The organism is Ensifer adhaerens, assembly GCF_002940685.1.
Lineage (GTDB): Bacteria > Pseudomonadota > Alphaproteobacteria > Rhizobiales > Rhizobiaceae > Ensifer > Ensifer adhaerens_E.
This window is the reverse complement of record NZ_PNFP01000006.1, coordinates 234,976-252,694: the sequence shown is the minus strand read 5'-3', so window position 1 is coordinate 252,694 and position 17,719 is coordinate 234,976. Positions and strand designations below refer to the sequence as shown.

Here is a 17,719-nt window from a genome sequence, read left to right as displayed (position 1 = left end):
CAAAAAGGATCGACCACGATGAGCCGCGGGCGGCCACGCAACTTCTCCAGGGACGAGGCGCTTGCGAGCGCCATGCAGCTCTTCTGGGACAAGGGTTATGACAACACTTCGCTCTCCGACCTCACCCGGGTCATGGGGCTGAACCCGCCGAGCCTCTACGCGGCCTTCGGCAGCAAGGCGCAGCTCTTCATCGAGGCGGTGGACCTCTACGGTCGCACCGACGGCGCCGGTATCTGGGATGAGCTTGAGACCGTTCCGACCGCAAAGGCGGCGGTGCACGACCTTTTGCGGCGCACGGCCGAGAATTTTACCCGCCGTGGCGCGCCGAGAGGCTGCATGGTGGTCCTGTCGGCACCGCAGATGGCCGGCGGGGATCCGGAAGTTTGCGATGCCTTGAAGCTGCGTCGGCTGGAGAAGCAGGCAGCGCTGGAGCGGCGTTTCGAGCGCGCGGCCGACGAAGGCGACCTGCCTGCCGGCGTCGATTGTGCGGCGATCGCCGCCTACGTCGCCTCTCTGCAGCACGGCATGTCGATAGGGGCGCGCGACGGCGCTACGCGCGAAACCCTGCTCGCGATCGCCGACTGCGCCGCAGCTGGCTGGGATGCGATGATCGCCGCGATCGCACGGCCGCACTGACCGGCGGCTTTCGACGGAACCAACCGACGTTGTTCGCCTGCTGCCGCGATGGGAAGGCCGGAGCAAAGCCTCCGGCCTACGAGAATGACGCCGGTTCCGTTTACTGCGCGGGCTGCGTCATGCCGGGGGTCGTGCCCGGAGTGGAATTCGGGGCGGAACCCTGCGTCTCGGGAGCCTGCGGTGTCGTTTCGGGTGCCGGCTGGGTCGTGGCCCCACCGGCGGGAGCCGTGCCCGTATCGGCGGGCGGCGTGGCCTGGCCCGTCGTGTCGGTCGCAGGCTGGTCGGTGGTCGCCGGCGGGGCTGCCGTGTCGGCGGTGTCGCGGCTGAGTTCGGCCGGCAGCCAGGCGATCAGAGCCAGCACCAGGCCGGCGAGCAGAATGATGACGATCGGCCAGTTGCTGCGCCCGGAGCGGGCCGGCGGCGGAACGTCGCTCATCTGCGTTTGTGTCTGCGGCATAGGCTGCCCGGTCACCGGATCGATCACCGGCTTTTCCTTGAACTCTTCGTGCTGGTTCATTGCGTTCATCCTTTTCCTGGCGTCCTCCTCGCCTCAATGCGACTGCTCCTGAACCTTCCCGGCAGTCGAGGCACCGGATTTCGCGCCGTCGCGATTGGAAGCGACAAGGGCGCCCGGAGGGCGCGTGGCATAGGCATAAACGTATGAGGATTTGCAATGTTCCGGCCGCTGCAACCCAGGGGAAGCCCGCGTGCCGCCGCCGGCTTTACAGCCCCCGCCTTCCACTGCAACAAATAGGTGCGCACGGGAGGATGAACGTCATGACGGATCCGGCATTTCGCATAGGCACCTTTGTTGGCCGCGTCTGGCGGCCGGATGTGGCGGGGCCGTCGCTTGTCGTGCTGCGTGATGGCGCGCTCTATGACATCACTTCCAGGGCGACGCCGACCATGCGCGACCTCCTCGAACTGTCTGATCCGGTCCATCATGCCCTCGCTGCACCGGGTGAACGTCTCCTTCCGCTTGAGGAGATCCTTGCGCAAGAGGCGGACCCGGCGCGTGTCCATCTGATAGCGCCCTGCGATCTCCAGGCGGTGAAAGCCTGCGGCGTGACCTTCGCCCGCTCCATGATCGAGCGGGTGATCGAGGAGCGGGCGGCGGGCGATGCGTCGCGCGCCGAAGCAATTCGCGCCCGTGTCATCGACGTCATCGGCGACAGCCTCCGCAACCTGAAGCCCGGCTCGCCGGAAGCAGCCCGCGTCAAGGCCGCGCTCGTCGAAGAGGGCGTCTGGTCGCAGTATCTGGAAGTCGGCATCGGCCCGGACGCCGAAGTCTTCACCAAGGCGCAGGCGCTTTCGGCGGTTGGCACGGGCGCCGATGTCGGCCTGCACCCGGCTTCGCGCTGGAACAATCCGGAGCCGGAGATCGTGCTTGCAGTTTCGTCCGGCGGCCAGGCAAAAGGCGCCACCCTCGGCAACGACGTCAACCTGCGCGACATCGAGGGGCGCTCGGCGCTGCTTCTCGGCAAGGCCAAGGACAACAACGCCTCCTGCGCCATCGGCCCCTTCATCCGGCTCTTCGACGAGAGCTACACGATCGACGATGTTCGTCGGGCCGAGCTCAGCCTCTTGGTCGAGGGCGAGGACGGCTACCGGCTGGCCGGCCGCAGTTCGATGGCCGAAATCAGCCGCGACCCGCTCGATCTCGTCGCCCAGACGATCGGCCGGCACCATCAATATCCCGACGGCCTGATGCTGTTCATGGGCACGCTCTTTGCGCCCGTCGAGGACCGCGACGAACCCGGCCAGGGCTTCTCCCACAAGCTCGGCGACGAGGTGACGATCGCCAATGCCGAACTCGGCTCGCTGACCAACACCGTCAGGCTCTCGACGGAATGTGCACCCTGGAGTTTTGGCACGGCGGCGCTGATGCGCAATCTGGCGGGGCGGGGGCTGCTGTAGAGCATGCCGCGCAAAAGTGCGCAGTGGTTTTGCGATAAAGACAGGCGCTAAATCAATAACTTAAAGCGCACGGAGCGAATCTGAAAGATCGCGATGCGCTTTAGCGTCGTCAGTCCCTGGCCGGTTGGTCGCCGGGCCTCTAGGGCATATCGCGCATGATCCAGAGCGAGCGGCCGGCGTGAGCAATGTCGGGCACCACTTGCAGGCGCGCATCGTCTTTGAGCCGCTCGGCGTCGATGGCATCGACAAGCAGGACCATGTGGTCGGTTTCGTTTGCGTTCGGCGTGATCCACCAATGCCGATCTTCGCAGCAAAGCCCAGCCTCCGGGTTTTCCTGGAAGTACTCGATCGCATACGCCGCATCTGCTTTTCTCGCGGGCTCGAACATCGGACGTCCTCCGCCTGACCGTTGGGGCATGGCGAACGATTATGCGCCTCTTTTCTCACTTCAGCACCCAGATCGTGCTCCGTGAGGCCTCCCGAATCGCGCTGTCGCCGGCCCAACGAGAACGTCCACGGGACACGCTCGATGCTACGATAGACATGTCGCAGGAAGCGCGCAGTTGCGAGCGTTGGCATCGATCGCGATGACGGCGAACTGAGTTTGCCCGGGCGGAGGACGTTCTGTACTGGCTCTTGTCTTTGAAAAGTTGGTTGGCGAACCGGACATAACTTCAATGGCTTATCGATGCGGTCTTGAAATTCTCTCTGCTTTCCCATCGCAAGCGATCGTGGGCGCTAACTTGCTGATTTCCAGTCTTGGCCGCCTCGTAATCGGTTCGCTTGCATTCTGTCGTCAACCAAGGTGTTGCGGTCTCTGGTCCCCCGGTACGGAGTATTCCGCGAATGACGAAAATTCTCCCGTCTTGGTGGAGCATGCGCTAATATAACTCGCAATCACCGGCACGAACACTGAGGGGGCCAAACGTGCGTGCAGCGCTGTCCTTCATGGGAAAGAGGTCCGGAGACGCAATCGTGATTGGGGAGGAGGGCGCGAACTACAAATACCGCGCTTTCGTCAGTTACTCCTCTTCCGACCGCCCCGCGGCAGACAAACTCCAGAGGTCATTGGAGGCATACAGAATACCTAAACCACTCCGCCGATCGGGCCCCCATCGGAATGAGAGAGTGTCGCCGATCTTTCGGGATCGGTCTGACCTGAAGGCCTCAGCAGATCTTGGCCAAACAATTCGTCAGGCCCTGGAGAACTCGGAGTACCTGATAGTACTCTGCAGTCCCGCAGCCGCCAACTCGAAATGGGTCGACAAGGAGATTTCCTTTTTCAGGGAGCTTGGTCGATCGGACAACATCATAGCGGTGATTGTGCGCGGTGTGGCTGCCGTCAACGATCCTCTGCGTGAGCCGCAGGGAGCTTTTCCAAAGGCCTTGGTCGGCTTACGAAGCGGGGATGGCTCATCGACTGAGCCCTTGGCTGCCGACATCCAGGAGCCGGCTGCGGACGGACGAGGCGGTGACGGTTTCAATCTGGCGAAACTCAAAATTATCGCGACGCTGCTTGGTGTTTCCCTTGCCGAGCTCACGCAAAGACAGGCTGAGGTGGATCGACGTCAACGTCGCGTGGCTCAAGCCGTTGCTGCTGGGATGCTTGTCCTTGCTATTGTCGCGGTTATAGGGGCATGGACTGCGTTGGAACAAAGCCGTACAGCCCAACGACGCCTTCAAGACGCTGTCGAAAGTGCGGCTAGGCAAATAGGGGCCACGGTCCGATACAGAGATCGATACGGCGTGCCGTCAGACGTAATCCAGGAGTTGTTGAGATCTGCGGAGGCAGATTTCGGCAAGCTCATCTCGGAAGAAGACACCTCGCCGATGCTCGCATTTCAACGCGCGCGGCTCAATCTGGAATTCGCCGAGCTGTTCAATCTTATTGGCGATGAGCAATCGCGAACTAAGGTCGCGCCCCTCATCGCGGAAACGGCGACAACCTTGGATCGGTTGGAGCAAAGGTCCCCATCGGCATTGGAATGGATCGGCCTGGCTTCGGCGCCCGATCCAGCGGCAATTGCAACGTTGCGGCTGAAACTGCTCGACGCTCAAGGCCAAGAAAGAACCTATGGGGGAACCCTTAGTGAGGCAGTTGCGTCGGCAGAATCGAGGATTGCCCTGTCTCAGGCATGGTTAGCCAAGGCGGGTGGACTGCCGTGGCTTCGCGAATTGGCCCAAGGGCATTGCCGCTTGGGCGCATATAACTACCAATGGGGGAAGCTCGCAGCTTCCGTGGACGCCTACGAAAAATGTATGGAGACAACCAAGGCGCTCATGCAGAAGAGGCATACCCCATCGGATCGCGCAGATCTGACGGCTGCGCTTTCATCGCTGGCCACGACGCTCGTGGAGATGGATCGCCGTTCCGACGCGCTGTCACGGCAGCAGGAAGCTGCGGAGACTGCAGCCGACTTGATTTCCGCCGAATCCAATAACACCGAATACCAGCGAACCGAACTGGTCACGTTAACAAGGCTCGGCGACATGATCCTGTCGGTGGATATGGATGCCGCCGGATCCCTCGCGCGCTATCAGCAGGCCTTGCTGATTTCTGACCAACTCACAGGATCCGATTCTTCACGACTCGACTGGCAGCGGGACCGCTCCCTCCTGCTGGAGCGATTGGCGAGCGCCCACCTCCGTTTGGCGGATAGCCCAGATACCACGACATCGCGGCAGAATTTGCATCAGGCGGAACAATATGTTCGGGATGCTTTGCACATCGCCGAGCGCCTTCTCAACAATGATCCGCTTAATCAGGAATGGTTGAGAGATCGCAGCGTGCTTGAGGAGCGGCAAGGTCAGATAGCGTTTGCGGCCTACAAGCGCGGCGGCGATACGAGCAAGTTGGAGGAGTCTTCGCGTTGGTACGCCAAAGCGCTTATGGGTCGCCGTACTATCTTCAAGAAGGATCCTGAACGCTCCTTCTACAAACTCGACTTGGCTGTCGTGCTTATCCAGTTCGGCGAAGTAGCAACAGAAGGAAGGGAGAACGAAACGGCGGAACGTTCATTCCGAGAAGCGTTGTTGCTCTTGGAGGAGATGACAAACAACAATGAAGTGCCGCCAATATGGTTGCGCGAAATCGCCAAGGTTCACTCCGCACTTGCGAATCTCTATCAGAGACAGGGAAACATAGCGGACGGTGAGGCGGAAGTCCGGACAGCTATTGAGCTTATACGCGGTCTACGGGAGAGATTTCCCGACATCGGCCAATACATGCGGGATGAAGAAGATCTCCTCGCAAAGCAGAACGAACTGGCGAAGCTGCCAAAATGAGACGTCCAGGTTGGTCGGCTTGGGAAGCGACCCCGTTCACTTTCAGAAGGATATCCGCAATCCGCCTGTGACGCCGTAGTTGTCTACAAGTTCATTCGCTAGTATCGCCCGACCATCAAAGTAAGCTAGTCCGCCGCTGAAGATCTCTGCCACTATGCCTGTGCGGATCTCAAAGAAGTCTCGGTCGGGAGGATTTGTTTTGAAAGTGAATTCAAAGGGATCAGGTCGGCCGTCTTCCACGAATGTGGCCCAAACCGTGCGCTGGTCATTTGCGAATTCATGAATGTAATCCAACTGCAAAAATGGGACTACAATCATAGTATCATACGCAAGAGGTTTCGAGATTGCGAACCCAACCCGCGTTTGGATGGATGAGATATCCTGGTCCCCATAATGCAGGCTAGCACCCGTGATTGGGTGATCCAAGCTGCCGGGCTCTTCCGATTCCGAATAGCTTTCGACTTTCCTCCAATTGGCGCTGAAGGATAGACGGGGGCCTACTACAACGCCATTATATCTCCAATCATACCCGGCATTGATTTCTGTTGAAAGGCCAATAATATTTGGATTCCCACTAATTATTCCGGCCCTCTCTTCTATTGGAACAGGTATCTTAACGTCTGGGGCGATTTCTTTGTCGGTTAAGTTGATTGTGCAGAAGCTGTTGCGGTATTTTAGGCGAGTTTTACTTAATCCAAGTTCGGCATTGATGAAGCCGTCTTGCATTAAAGTGGTTTGATAGAAGATCGATCCCTCAAACTCGTTTGTGTCAATTGAGCCTTCGCTGGGAACGCCGCAGAGATTCTCAAAGTTGCCTGTGAATACCTGCCCCGCCAATAGTCCTTCCCCAAGAATAGTCACGGTCTCTGGGCGGGGAGACGTGCCATTCCCATTCGAATACAATCCTTTAATTCCCACCACACTATCAACCGAGACGTCCCAAATAGCCCCGGCTTCTGCGGTGAAAATATCGACCTTCTTCTGCGGTTCAAATTTAGAGGCAGATTGACGATAGCTTTGATACTCTAATTGTCCAAATATGCTAAAGCTGTCTAAAGGTATGAAACCAATAGCGTTAATTACATCATCATTATCATTGACAAGGCTAAGAAAGGAATTTCCTGACGAAGTTATACTTCCATGATAAAAGTAGTTGGATACAGCGGTATTTTCACTGTCATCTTCCTTGCATTTTGGATCTTTCGCAGGATCACACGGTGCGGTCCGGCGGCGCGTGATGTCGAATTGAGACACAGTTCGGGTCGACTGCAATGACGACAGACTTCCTCCTATTACGGAGCCGCCGGATAGATTGCTGTTATTCGTATTTGGAAAGCAGTGACGGGAAAGATTTGGTCCTATAAGTCCGGTGCGCGCCGGCGCATCTTGATCGTTTCCCTCCAGGATAGTTAGGTCATCGTCGAATGGAACAACGCCAAAGCCGCAATTCGCCGAGCCAGCTCCAAGAAGAGAACTCAGCGCTTCGCTGTAAGTTTCGAAACTTGCGTTTTGGGCGTTCGCTCCGTTAAAAAACAGGACAGAAGTACACAGGACCGTAGTCAGCCGTCTTATCTGCATCACGTCCCCCTCGACGGTTGATGCCAGCAGACGAGTCGGTCGACCTATAGAGCGGACTATTCGCGGTCGCCAATTTCCCCCGCCGAACTCCGCTTGAGGATCACAGTTTTTTGATGAATGGCAATACGGGGGTTGCATTCGCTGAAGAATTTCCAACAGTGGATGCAGAAAAACAACAGATGCTAGTGCACGATCGGGGCGGCCCGATGGGACCCAGGGAGCGAATTTAAGACGTGTTTCGGCGGAAACGGTGCTGAAAGAGGAGCACCGCCGCTAAGGCGGCGGTGGGAGGGTGGATGTTCTGGCGATCTGGCTACATATAGCTGATTTCGTAGTCCCATTCGTCGACCGCCAAACTCGTGGCTGAGCAGAGATCGACCTCCCACAGCGTTACCTCGGATCCGTCAGCGTATTCGATGAGCACGTCGAAGAGGCAATCTCCGTTGACATAATCGAGTGGCTCAACGTACATGTCCTCGCCGGCACCGATGTAATCCTCGAAGAGCAGGTTGTAGCCCCAGGAATCTTCGCCGATATCCGTGATGCGGATGTCGATGATTTCGTTCGAGCCGTAGTTCTGAATCTCGATCCAGCGCTCGTACTCATCCGCATGAGCGGCGGTCGTCGCACCCAGCGCTACGGCGAGTGCCAGGGATGCAGCCTTAACAGCATTCGCAAAGTGGAAGGTGGCAAGCATTTCTATTTTCTCCTCTGTTCGACCGTTTGGCGTTGTGCCTCGGTTCGTGAGGAAAGGTTTGCCATGCATTCATACTTGGTTTTTCGCAACATTGCGCAAAAGCGCGCTGTGCGGGCCCGCACTCGCATCGCCGAAGTGCCGCCGTCGGTGGTCTCCAATAGAATGCGAGCCGCGATCCTACCATTAAATGCGTACTTTCTTTTTTTCGAAAACGCGCACACAATCCAACGTTGTTCAACTCAGGAGGGGGATATGATCAACGCGCGATTTCCGTTCGCTTTGTGTCAAGTTCAGCGACTAAAATCAGTGTTTCTGGCTATTTCCTGCGCCACGCCACTCTGTGTCGCAGCGCCCGTGGGTGCCGCCGGCGAGCCCGAATACGCTGAGGCTGCTCTCGACCGGATCCATCAAGCCTACAAGGCTCCTTACGGCACGGTTCCAAGGGCAAGAAAGGGAAAGGAGCCTGGACGGATCCTTGGCGGCACCCCGGCGAAAGAAGGTGCATGGCCATATCAAGTCGCTCTGCTGGACAGTGCCCTGTTAGATGATAGCAACACATCGCAATATGAGGCGCAATTTTGCGGTGGCTCGCTGATAGCCCCGAACTGGGTTCTTACTGCCGCACATTGCGTGGTTGCAGAGGAAGGCGGCGTGCTTCCAGCCGAAAGCATTACGATACTCGTGGGGGCAACCAAGCTGACAGACGGGGCTAGGCACGAGGTTGCTGCGATCAAGACGCATCCTGAGTACGACCCCGATACGTTGAGCCACGATGCTGCGCTGATTCAGCTTGCCAGACCGGCCGAAACGATCGCGACCAAGGTCCGGTCGGCCGCAGGAAAGTCAAAGGCAACGGTCATAGGGTGGGGGATGATGGAAAACGAATCGTTCCCGTTAGAACTGATGCAAGCGGAAATCAGCATCGTTCCGAACTCTACCTGCAACGTCGGCATTAAAGACCTGCTGAAGCAGGAGGCGGAAAAAGAGGCCGGCCAAGCAGGCGCGCCTGTCGTCATCGACGCAAACGACTTTGCGGATCCCCTTGACGACACGATGGTCTGCGCCGGCGTAGCGAGCGGCAAGCGGGACAGTTGCCAAGGAGACAGTGGTGGTCCGTTGCTTGCTGGAACCGGCCAGGATGCGGTGCAGGTCGGGATTGTTAGCTGGGGCATGGGGCCGTCCGATGCGAACATGCCGTGCGGTCACAAGGGGCTCTACGGCGTGTATACGGACGTCGGAGATCTGGCCGATTGGATAACGGACAACATCAACTAGCGAGAGGACCTATTTTCGCAAGGGTTTTCGCGGCGCACCAGTGAGAGACATGCTACCGAGCAGCCGTCATCTCTATGTCTGCTTGATGATCATCCTGATCCTGGTCCTCGCATGGGCATCGGGCGTGGCTGGTATCTTTCTTTGTTCGCCGGCTCCCTTGCCAGGGGACAGTCTGTGGGCATGGAGAGAATACTTCAGTAACGCTTTTGGCGCTGTCCTTCTAAAAATTGCGCCAACCTGCTTCCTCGGCGGGACTGCAGGTTCGTTCTTCCTACGATTTTCGACAGGCGGTCTCAGCCTCGCTGTTGGTGTCCTTGCAATCTCATTACTGTGGGAAGTTGTTGTTCGGCCAGCAAGGCGCCTTCACTTCGCGAGACGCGGGCCCAGAGGGCTTCTGGTAGGCGCATTGGAGGATGTGCGATCCATCGTGCGTGGGGAAAATCTGCCGACCTACGATCTCGCAATCGTCGCGCCGTCTAAGTCTTCGGCGTGGCATATCGAGAATGCATACCCGTTTGCCGAGGTGACGTATGTGAACGGGTCACGAGAAGCGGGGAACATCGCGGCTAAACTTGGTGTGAGTAGGGCGACATTTGTTGGAGCTGTGTCCAGCCGAGACATGGACAACATTTCGGTGGCGGATCGAGCGTTGGATAAGCCCTTGATCGTAGATCGTCGTGTGCTTCTGCGTATCGAGCAGCCGGTTGTACGTTCTTTGCGCACATCCAGCTTCGTTGAACGTGCGGCTGAGCTACGTGTAGAGCTTGCGGTAGTTGCTCAGTCGGCCGTGAGGGTGCGGCTTGGCGTCAATTGCGCGATGCCTGGACGATACTCTGTCGAAGGAGCGAGATCGTACCACGCGGCCATTTGCGGGGCGGGACCGCTCTTGACGCAGATCGCATATCGTTTGGGGCGGCAGGGTTACAGGATCGATGTAGCTCCCGCGAGGCTGTCCGTCCTGCGTACGAGAAGCGAACCTTCTGCCTCGGCGATGGCACGACTGAAGGCTGCGACGATCGCGGTTGCGATCAATGAGGCCGAAGTGGACGATGATGATGCAGAAGGTTTCGACCGCGTGATAGCCGCGATCGCGGCGTCGGCTCCTCCGCTCTTTTCTGTGCACTGCGCAGGTCCCGTGTCTGGAGAGGCAATGGCGTTGGCGAGGAGATGGGAGAGCGTTCTCTTGAAGCTGCGATTGCCCATACCTCCGATCGTCGTTTATGACGAGTTCGTGACTGATGTCGGCGTGTCGGGAATGATCCGATGCGTGCCCTCGCCAGTGCTTCATGACGTTGCGAAGCTGACGACCACAATCGATCGTCGCGCAATGGCGGCACATGATGCCTATCTTGATGAACTCAAGTCGGTAAGCCCGGAACCTCGAGCAGCCGGTCCCTCGGCGATTGAATGGCGATTGCTGCCAGAGCGGGTCAAAGACGACAACCGAAGTGCCGCCGACCATGCTGATTACAAATTGGCATGTCTCGGAATGCGCGTCGCCGAAGGCCCCTGTTCGGCGCATCAGGATTTCCCTTCTGAGACAGTAGAAGGGTTGTCGGTTTTGGAGCATTCCCGTTGGATGGCTTCCAAGAACATTGACGGATTTAAGCACGGTCCGGTCCGCGACAACACAGCGGGCTTGCATCCCGATATAGTTCCGTTTGAAGAGCTCAGCCTAGAGGCCAAGCAGAAGGACGTGTCGCAGATTGAAAGCCTTTCCAGCCTATTGAGGTCTGCAGGGCAGCATATTGAATATGAGGCGTCGCTCGGTTGCCCGCAGACGACTTCGGTTAGCGCGACCGCTCCTCGGTTCGAGGTTGCGCTGTGCCGAATATTGACTGAAGACGGAATAGCCGACGCAGAGCGTGCAATATTGGAAGGCCATGAGGTCGAGTTGGTCATTTCGCCAAATGGGCGAGACGTTCTCGCCTCGGCCACTCCGCTGGCCGCGAGGCTGTCGCGCCTACTGCGGCGCGCTTATCGGATAACACATGTAAGCTGATCTACCACGCGCTGAATTTGGGCGGAGGGTATACTGCATGTTACGGTTGAGATCTTTACTCTGCTTCTTTTGCTTGCTCACGGCATTTGCCGTGGTCGACCCGGTATCCGGGTCGGACAATGTCGGGTCACCGTCGCCGGAAAAGCTAGAAGAGCGACTCGGCCAAACGAACTCCTTCGCGCTCGTCATTGGGATTTCGGATTTCGACGGAATAGGCTGGAACGACCTGCCATGGGTGGAGGAGGAGGTTAGGCGTGCCACCTTGGCTCTTCAGGCGGCGGGTTTTCAAGTCGAACCAAGGCCGTTCGATGGGCGTATGACGAGGGGCGAGATGATAGAGGCCATTCAGACGTTCGTCGCAGCTCACGACAGACCAGAATACCGGCTTGTCTTATATATAGCTACACACGGCCACGCCTCTCGTGAGGCCGACCCCGATGGCCTCGGGTTCCTGGTGACAAGTGACACGACACCTCTCGGCCCCAGATTCGAGCAAAGCGCATACTCGGTTGGCGAGTTGGCAAGGGCATTGGGCAAGGTAGCAGCCCGACATGTGTTTGTGTTCGTGAACGCGTGTTTCTCGGGAGCCATGATCCCGCTGGCAAATAGAAGCGGCTCGGTTTCCGAGCTTCTTGCCCGCAAGCCGACGGGCTTCACTTCCGAGACCGCGGCCTGGGTGGAGGCTCTCTTGGAAAAGCGCGTCAGGCTCATTCTCACCGCGGGGAGCGACCGACAGACGGTGCCCGACAACAATAACCCCTTCGGAAACTCGTTCGCCGCAGGCCTCTTGGGAGCGGCGGATGACGATGGCGACGGTATGATCATGGGTTTGGAGTTGGCCGCCTATATACGCGCGCACGTGGCTAGGGAAAGCCGTCGGGTGGGGCGGCCGAACGATCCCGTGTTTGCGAATTTGCCATTCGACTTCCGCAATGAACCCAGAATGGAAAGTGACTTTGTCTTCCTGTCGCCTGTTGGCCCGCGGGCGATGGCGACCGACGATACGAGTGCTGCCAACGCTTTGCTTCAGGCGCAGACTCATGCGCTCGTTTCGCGCTCTGCCAATAGCTTCACCGAATGCCCTACGTGTCCGGTAATGGTTGAGTTTGAACACGCACGCCGCCCAATGGCTCTGTCTCGCACGGAAATCTCCATTGACGAGTGGGATGCCTGTTATCGTGAGTTCGGGTGCTCTCGGTACTTTGCAGACCAGGATGGTGGTCAGGGGAACATGCCTGTTCGAGGAGTGACTTGGGAGGATGCGCTCGATTTTCAGCAGTGGCTCGATTCAAAAAAGGCCGGCAAATGTGAACGTTACTTTATTCCAACTGAATCACTCTGGCGCACAGCGGCATTGGTTGAGCCTGATTGGAAGTACTCTTGGGGCAACGAGTTCCTGGAAGGCAGAGCATCATGCTGGGGCTGTGGAGAGGGACAAGACGGTAGGCGCCCGATGCCAGTCGCGTCCTTTCCGGCCAACTCTGGTGGTTTCTACGACATGACGGGGAATGTCTGGGAGTGGGTTCGGCGACCTTCGGACACTTGCGATCGCGACGCTTTCCGACTTCGTGAGGGAGAATGTCCAGTAGGGACCGTAATAGGCGGATCGTTTGCGACCCGTTGGAATCAAGTCGATACGAGCAAGGTCGCTCCGATCCCCCGCACGCGCTCGCCACGCCAAGGGGATCCATCCAGCAGGGCGTACACCCTTGAGACCGTAGGTTTGCGCATGGCCTGTGCCTTGAAGCCGGAATGACGCGGACAACTTCCCGTTCGTCAGCAGGTGCTGGCATCACTTGGAAAAAAAAGGCATGGCTTCCCTGTCCCAAAAGGCCTCTATCATCGCTTCATGCCCTCTCTTTAAGGGAGTGCCCGAGGAGGAGCAGAGAAAGCTGGCCGCGAGCGGACAGCTACATTCGTTGAACGCCGAAGTTGATCAGTGGCTGTTTCGCGTTGGGGACGCATCCGAGAACCTATTCATACTTACCGAACAACGGCCAGCCTCTCGCCGTCCCTTGGTGCAAATACAATTCGGTAGTCTCTCGCAATCCTCGGTTGGCTTTCGGCTCTCCGCGGACGACGTTGTAGGCGACGTGGAGTTCTTGTTAGGAGGCATGTCCAAGGAATTGCCAAGACGCATCACGACAGCGGTGTTGCTGTCCGATGTTACAGTGCTGTCGATTCCTATTCCGGAGCTCTCAGCCGTCGCTGTTGGTTCTCATCTCCTCAGCAGCCGCTTCACCCGCCATACATCTCGGAAGCTTGCCGAAATCATTTCGCGTCAAGCAGACAAAGTGTTTGTTCATCCAGAGGTTCGCTTTGCGAGGAACATCCTTACGCAGCTCGACGATCTCGGCCACGTTGCAGCTAATCGTGGCATATTCGACGAACGTTTGCGGCAAGCCACTTTGGCGAGCAACCTTGGGATGTCGCCCCGTTTGTTGTCGATGTGGTTGGCGGCGTGGGGCTCCCGCGGTTTGGTTAGTACCGTCCCTTTCGCACTGCCTGACGTTGCACGCGTGGAGCTTATCGCGAGCATAATGCCACCAGACTTGGCCGACAAGATTGAACAGGCGATTACTCTTATCGACCGATTGATTGCGGGGGGGCTCTTCCCAAGAGCCTGCCAAATTGCGGGTGACATGCTTGTTTTGTTTCCAGGAAACCCGATTGTTTCCCATCAGCTGGCTCTCGTAAGCGCGCGGCTATCGTCGCTGCAGCAAGCAAGATCGATACTCTCTGCGGCTGGCCTCGAATGGGGAGGATCACTTGCTGACTTGAAGGAGAGGGTGCGAGTCGCGTGGGATAACTCTTATTCGGGTTTGAGCGCAAAAATTGGCGATGCTCTCGAGGACGGAGAGCGGGCGGGGATGGACGCCACTCTCAAGGGGCGCATAAGCGCGCTAGTGACAGATATCGGGGCGCTTCACGCCCGCCTGTTAAAAGACGAAGTGACCAACAGGCGCATGCCGATCCCTCCTTCTGATCTCATTGCTGTTGCGGAAGCGTATCGCCTGGTCCATGAGGTTGGCCCGAATTTCTACTGTGCTGTGAATGCTGCGACGTTCTTCGAGCTGGCGGGTGAGCACAATCAGGCCGAGCGCCTCGCTCACGATGCGTTGAGACAAGCCGCGCGCGCGGGAGATAGTTATTGGGCTCGGGCAAGCCGAGGTGAAGCATCAATTGTACTGGGTGACCTTGAACAGGCAGTCACGTCATTCCAGGCGGCAAGAAGGTCGCCCGATGCGGACTTAGGTAAGATTGGTAGCACACGTCGTCAGCTCTCGCTTATAGCCGGGATCGGCCATAAGGATATGGCGGCTCCGTTGGCCGCTACCGATCCCGGCGCGCCGCTCTTCTTTACGGGGCAGTTGTTCGCTGCTTCCAGGCGCACGGCTCCAGAGCTTGCAGAAGCGGAAGAGCGACTCAGATTTGAACTCACACGCTGGCTATCCGCACAAAGCGTCACCGGCGTCTATTCCGCGTTGGCTTGCGGGTCAGACATTGTTTTCGCGGAGCTCGCGCTCAGTGCCGGAATCCCTTTGCATGTAACGTTGCCGTTCTCCATCGAAGAGTTCCAAGAGCATTCGGTGGCAATCGGGAAGATTGTAGGAGGAACCGATTGGACCGCTAGATACTACCGTTGTCTCGATCGGGCAGCAGACGTTAGAGTGATTTGGGACAAAGCTATCCCTTCCGCAGACAGGAACGCTCATTACTTTCATTGCAACAAGGAAATGATAGGGCAGGTGCTACATGCTGCTGCGCGCCTGTCGACACGACCTGTGATGCTGGCAGTTGCACCTGTGTCAGCCAAGGATGCGTCGGAACTCACCCGCAAGACAATCGCGAACTTCAATGATCTTGGGGGACACGTGGATTGTGTAAGTGCGCCTTTGCTCCCATCTGACTTGGTTCGAAAAAGTGAAAAAGAGCACAATCCCTTTGCGTGTGTTGTCTTTGCGTTCTCGTGCTCAATTCAAGCGAATGAGAGCGCCGCCGAAGCATTTACCCGCTTTTCATTCGCTGTCCGGCGCCTGAAAGATCGACGAATCAGCGGGTACCGCATCGTCCAAGATGCCGGGACTGCGATATCATTGGCCCGCCAACTCGCGCTCGCATTTGGGAGCGAGTCAGTCCGTGCCGTATGCGATCATGGTCCTGTGTTTGCGCGCGGACTGACGGTTAACGAGGATGCGATGCTTCATCTTATGGGAACGGGCGATATCGCGCTTGCGCTTCCAGCCGAGCCATACGCCACAACCAGCTTCGCGATGTCGGCGGTGGCAGCCGGTTACCCCCCCTCGCGATTTGCGCCGATGACCGTCTCGTGGAAGTCGGGCCCGGTCCTAAGGCCGGTGCGAGACTTATACGCCGTAAAGAAATGACCAAGAAGTTGGAAGGCCAGATGGGCTTGAGAATCGGACCGTTTGCTCGCGAGTAGTTAGGTCCACGCTACTACGCCAACCGCGGACAAGCCTTGCGTACCCGGCACGAGAATTGGCTGGGGAACGTGGATTCTCACGTGATTTCAGAGGCTTAGGCAGAATGCCTTGAAATTCCCTATATCTTCCCGCCGCGAGCGACCGTGGATGCCCCGTTTGTGCCCCGGCTTTGGGCATCAGTCAATATGACCGGTGAGCGAGGATTTCTCTGTCGATCTCGCAGATCGGAAAGCGCTCAGATCGCTCGTGTTAAGATTTCCGATCGATGTCCTGACGAAGCTCCGGGATAGCGAGGGCGCTCCGTGTTTTGTCTTGCGAGAAGATCAATTCGGCTTAGTCAAAGTCCCACGGGATAGGGCGATGTTTAGCCAACTTCTGCGGGAAATCCTCGATTGGCGTCTTGCGCAATATTTGAGCAGAAGCGGTGTTCCCAATGAGCCGGCGGAAGCTGTTTGCCGCGTCGCCCGAAACACGAGCGGACAACCTATCTTATTCCTCGCGACGACGTCGGGCGCAGGGCGGCTGCCGGAAGGGCCCCTGCACGTTATCGTAGACGATCAGCCGATGGAGGCTACAGTTGCCAAGATCGCAATTAACGTTGTGCGGAGAGCCGACGATTCATCCAATCGCTTGTCCACCATTCTTCGCGGATGGTTCGGCGACGACGCCGGGCTTCCGGGCAAAGGCGATCGCGTCCGATTCCGATACCAAAGCGATGTCTGGCGCATGGAGCCGATGGGTGTACAGGCCCAGTCACAGGCAGGCCTTTGGCTTTGGGAACGCTATTCGCGCAAGGTTATCCCTCCAGCTTTCGGGCTAACCTTCGATCAGGCGACGTGGAACGCTGGTTTTGTGCCAAAACCGCCTCACATCTTTCTGCTCGTCACCTTGGAGAAGCAGGGGATGATGGACGAGCACCTCTATGCTGATCACTTCACCTCAGCCACGGAATTCTCATGGCAAAGTCAGAATAGGACCAAGCAACAATCGAAGCATGGCGAGACGATCCGTGACCATCAAGCCCTCGGTCTTCACGTCCACTTGCTCGTTCGAAAGACGAAGAAGATCGGACTCAAGCCGGCACCATTCATCTACTGTGGCGAAGTGGATTTCGAAACCTGGAAAGGCGAGATGTCGATTACCGTGACATCGCGACTACGTGAGGCGGTGCCGTCGACGCTTCTGTCACAACTAAAGGGCAGCAACCGAATTGGGTTCACCGCCACGTGATTGAGCATCACCGCGTTTTTGCGGTAGCGGCGAAGAGAACTCAATCGTTCCAATAGTTTGTGGGAGCGGCGTCACCCACGTCTCGTTCGCGATTTGGTCTAGGTCCCCATGGAAAGCGTGTAGCCGCAACGTGTGATGCCGCAATGTTGTAAAATCATAGAAAACCGGGCTTCTACGTTGGGGTCTTCCTGGATTTGGTTCGTGGTCGGGCATTCTTCCCATTGTGCCCACGCAAATTGATTTAGCCTGCGGAAAGATAAAGCCGTGCGCCAGCTTATTGCGCACCGTAACCACTGTTTCATTCAGGTAGCCGAGCCGAGCGTGGAGCTCTGGAGATGTTTTCGAGCCGTGCTTTTTCAAAGCATCTTCCAAACGCTTCACTTTATTCGGGATCGAGTGACTAGTTGAAATTATCTCATAGGCCTCAAAGTCGCGAAGGCCAATTGCATGGCACAGGTTTCGATCTAGTTGTATCTCAACCGCTGCGAGCCACCGAAAGAATAACCCTAGAGATATCATCATCTCTGGACTCTCTTCAAAGAGAGTCTTCTCCATAATTTTCAGCTTCGCCGCATTTGTAGAGAACAAGTCGCTCATAGTCCCTCTTGGCGGTAAACATCTCATCTCTTCGCCATAACGCTACTTGGTCAATCA

13 protein-coding genes are annotated in these 17,719 nt (G+C 57.4%); 8 read left to right on the top strand and 5 right to left on the bottom strand.

What is annotated here, in order from left to right; translation table 11 throughout:
- Positions 1-18: 18 nt before the first annotated feature.
- Positions 19-636, top strand: a complete 618-nt coding sequence (locus C1A35_RS14105; protein ID WP_104664926.1) for a TetR/AcrR family transcriptional regulator — start codon at positions 19-21, stop codon at positions 634-636.
- A gap of 100 nt (positions 637-736) precedes the next feature.
- Here C1A35_RS14105 and C1A35_RS14100 read toward each other — a convergent pair whose 3' ends face one another.
- Entirely contained in the window at positions 737-1,162 is a 426-nt protein-coding gene (locus C1A35_RS14100) for a hypothetical protein (protein WP_199772932.1), read from the bottom strand.
- Positions 1,163-1,404: 242 nt separating this feature from the next.
- Here C1A35_RS14100 and C1A35_RS14095 point away from each other — a divergent pair, with 242 nt between their 5' ends.
- Positions 1,405-2,553, top strand: coding sequence for a fumarylacetoacetate hydrolase family protein (locus tag C1A35_RS14095; protein WP_104664925.1), 1,149 nt, complete (start codon positions 1,405-1,407; stop codon positions 2,551-2,553).
- A 139-nt stretch (positions 2,554-2,692) separates the two neighbouring features.
- On the opposite strand, the gene C1A35_RS14090 is transcribed toward C1A35_RS14095, so the two are convergent.
- Positions 2,693-2,941 carry a hypothetical protein gene (locus C1A35_RS14090; protein WP_104664924.1) on the bottom strand — a complete coding sequence of 83 codons (249 nt, stop codon included), beginning with the start codon at positions 2,939-2,941 and terminating at the stop codon, positions 2,693-2,695.
- A 560-nt stretch (positions 2,942-3,501) separates the two neighbouring features.
- On the opposite strand from C1A35_RS14090, the gene C1A35_RS14085 reads away from it, so the two are divergent.
- The gene (locus tag C1A35_RS14085) at positions 3,502-5,838 is read left to right on the top strand and encodes a toll/interleukin-1 receptor domain-containing protein (RefSeq protein WP_104664923.1); all 2,337 of its coding nucleotides are present in this window, start codon (positions 3,502-3,504) and stop codon (positions 5,836-5,838) included.
- Between the two features lie 42 nt (positions 5,839-5,880).
- Here the strand turns inward: C1A35_RS14085 and C1A35_RS14080 are convergent, their stop codons facing one another.
- Both C1A35_RS14080 and C1A35_RS35960 read right to left on the bottom strand, forming a co-directional pair.
- The gene (locus tag C1A35_RS14080; RefSeq protein WP_158665071.1) at positions 5,881-7,416 is read right to left on the bottom strand and encodes an autotransporter outer membrane beta-barrel domain-containing protein; all 1,536 of its coding nucleotides are present in this window, start codon (positions 7,414-7,416) and stop codon (positions 5,881-5,883) included.
- 313 nt (positions 7,417-7,729) lie between these two features.
- Positions 7,730-8,113 carry a hypothetical protein gene (locus C1A35_RS35960; RefSeq protein ID WP_158665070.1) on the bottom strand — a complete coding sequence of 128 codons (384 nt, stop codon included), beginning with the start codon at positions 8,111-8,113 and terminating at the stop codon, positions 7,730-7,732.
- Positions 8,114-8,365: 252 nt separating this feature from the next.
- Between C1A35_RS35960 and C1A35_RS14075 the strand changes: the two genes are divergently transcribed.
- The 5 genes from C1A35_RS14075 to C1A35_RS14055 all read left to right on the top strand — a co-directional run bounded on the left by C1A35_RS14075 (position 8,366) and on the right by C1A35_RS14055 (position 17,065).
- Positions 8,366-9,388: a S1 family peptidase gene (locus tag C1A35_RS14075; protein WP_158665069.1), complete on the top strand. Its 1,023-nt coding sequence runs from the start codon at positions 8,366-8,368 to the stop codon at positions 9,386-9,388.
- Positions 9,389-10,379: 991 nt separating this feature from the next.
- On the top strand, positions 10,380-11,390 hold the full coding sequence (locus C1A35_RS35955) for a RyR domain-containing protein (protein ID WP_158665068.1): 1,011 nt from the start codon (positions 10,380-10,382) through the stop codon (positions 11,388-11,390).
- A gap of 37 nt (positions 11,391-11,427) precedes the next feature.
- Positions 11,428-13,146, top strand: a complete 1,719-nt coding sequence (locus C1A35_RS14065; protein WP_104664919.1) for an SUMF1/EgtB/PvdO family nonheme iron enzyme — start codon at positions 11,428-11,430, stop codon at positions 13,144-13,146.
- Between the two features lie 55 nt (positions 13,147-13,201).
- Positions 13,202-15,778 carry a Crp/Fnr family transcriptional regulator gene (locus C1A35_RS14060; protein WP_104664918.1) on the top strand — a complete coding sequence of 859 codons (2,577 nt, stop codon included), beginning with the start codon at positions 13,202-13,204 and terminating at the stop codon, positions 15,776-15,778.
- Between the two features lie 417 nt (positions 15,779-16,195).
- Complete coding sequence (locus C1A35_RS14055) at positions 16,196-17,065, top strand: DUF3427 domain-containing protein (protein ID WP_158665067.1); 870 nt, start codon at positions 16,196-16,198, stop codon at positions 17,063-17,065.
- Here C1A35_RS14055 and C1A35_RS35950 read toward each other — a convergent pair.
- Positions 17,027-17,662, bottom strand: coding sequence for a hypothetical protein (locus tag C1A35_RS35950; protein ID WP_158665066.1), 636 nt, complete (start codon positions 17,660-17,662; stop codon positions 17,027-17,029). The genes C1A35_RS14055 and C1A35_RS35950 overlap by 39 nt on opposite strands.
- Positions 17,663-17,719: the final 57 nt, after the last annotated feature.

Excerpts from the sequence above, each read along its gene's own strand:
- C1A35_RS14065 (WP_104664919.1), top strand. The coding sequence starts at position 11,428 with ATGTTACGGTTGAGATCTTTACTCTGCTTCTTTTGCTTGCTCACGGCA.
- C1A35_RS35960 (WP_158665070.1), bottom strand. The coding sequence starts at position 8,113 with ATGCTTGCCACCTTCCACTTTGCGAATGCTGTTAAGGCTGCATCCCTG.
- C1A35_RS14080 (WP_158665071.1), bottom strand. The coding sequence starts at position 7,416 with ATGCAGATAAGACGGCTGACTACGGTCCTGTGTACTTCTGTCCTGTTT.
- C1A35_RS14100 (WP_199772932.1), bottom strand. The coding sequence starts at position 1,162 with ATGAACGCAATGAACCAGCACGAAGAGTTCAAGGAAAAGCCGGTGATC.
- C1A35_RS14060 (WP_104664918.1), top strand. The coding sequence starts at position 13,202 with ATGGCTTCCCTGTCCCAAAAGGCCTCTATCATCGCTTCATGCCCTCTC.
- C1A35_RS14055 (WP_158665067.1), top strand. The coding sequence starts at position 16,196 with ATGTTTAGCCAACTTCTGCGGGAAATCCTCGATTGGCGTCTTGCGCAA.
- C1A35_RS35955 (WP_158665068.1), top strand. The coding sequence starts at position 10,380 with ATGGCACGACTGAAGGCTGCGACGATCGCGGTTGCGATCAATGAGGCC.
- C1A35_RS14090 (WP_104664924.1), bottom strand. The coding sequence starts at position 2,941 with ATGTTCGAGCCCGCGAGAAAAGCAGATGCGGCGTATGCGATCGAGTAC.
- C1A35_RS35950 (WP_158665066.1), bottom strand. The coding sequence starts at position 17,662 with ATGAGCGACTTGTTCTCTACAAATGCGGCGAAGCTGAAAATTATGGAG.
- C1A35_RS14085 (WP_104664923.1), top strand. The coding sequence starts at position 3,502 with ATGGGAAAGAGGTCCGGAGACGCAATCGTGATTGGGGAGGAGGGCGCG.
- C1A35_RS14105 (WP_104664926.1), top strand. The coding sequence starts at position 19 with ATGAGCCGCGGGCGGCCACGCAACTTCTCCAGGGACGAGGCGCTTGCG.
- C1A35_RS14095 (WP_104664925.1), top strand. The coding sequence starts at position 1,405 with ATGAACGTCATGACGGATCCGGCATTTCGCATAGGCACCTTTGTTGGC.
- C1A35_RS14075 (WP_158665069.1), top strand. The coding sequence starts at position 8,366 with ATGATCAACGCGCGATTTCCGTTCGCTTTGTGTCAAGTTCAGCGACTA.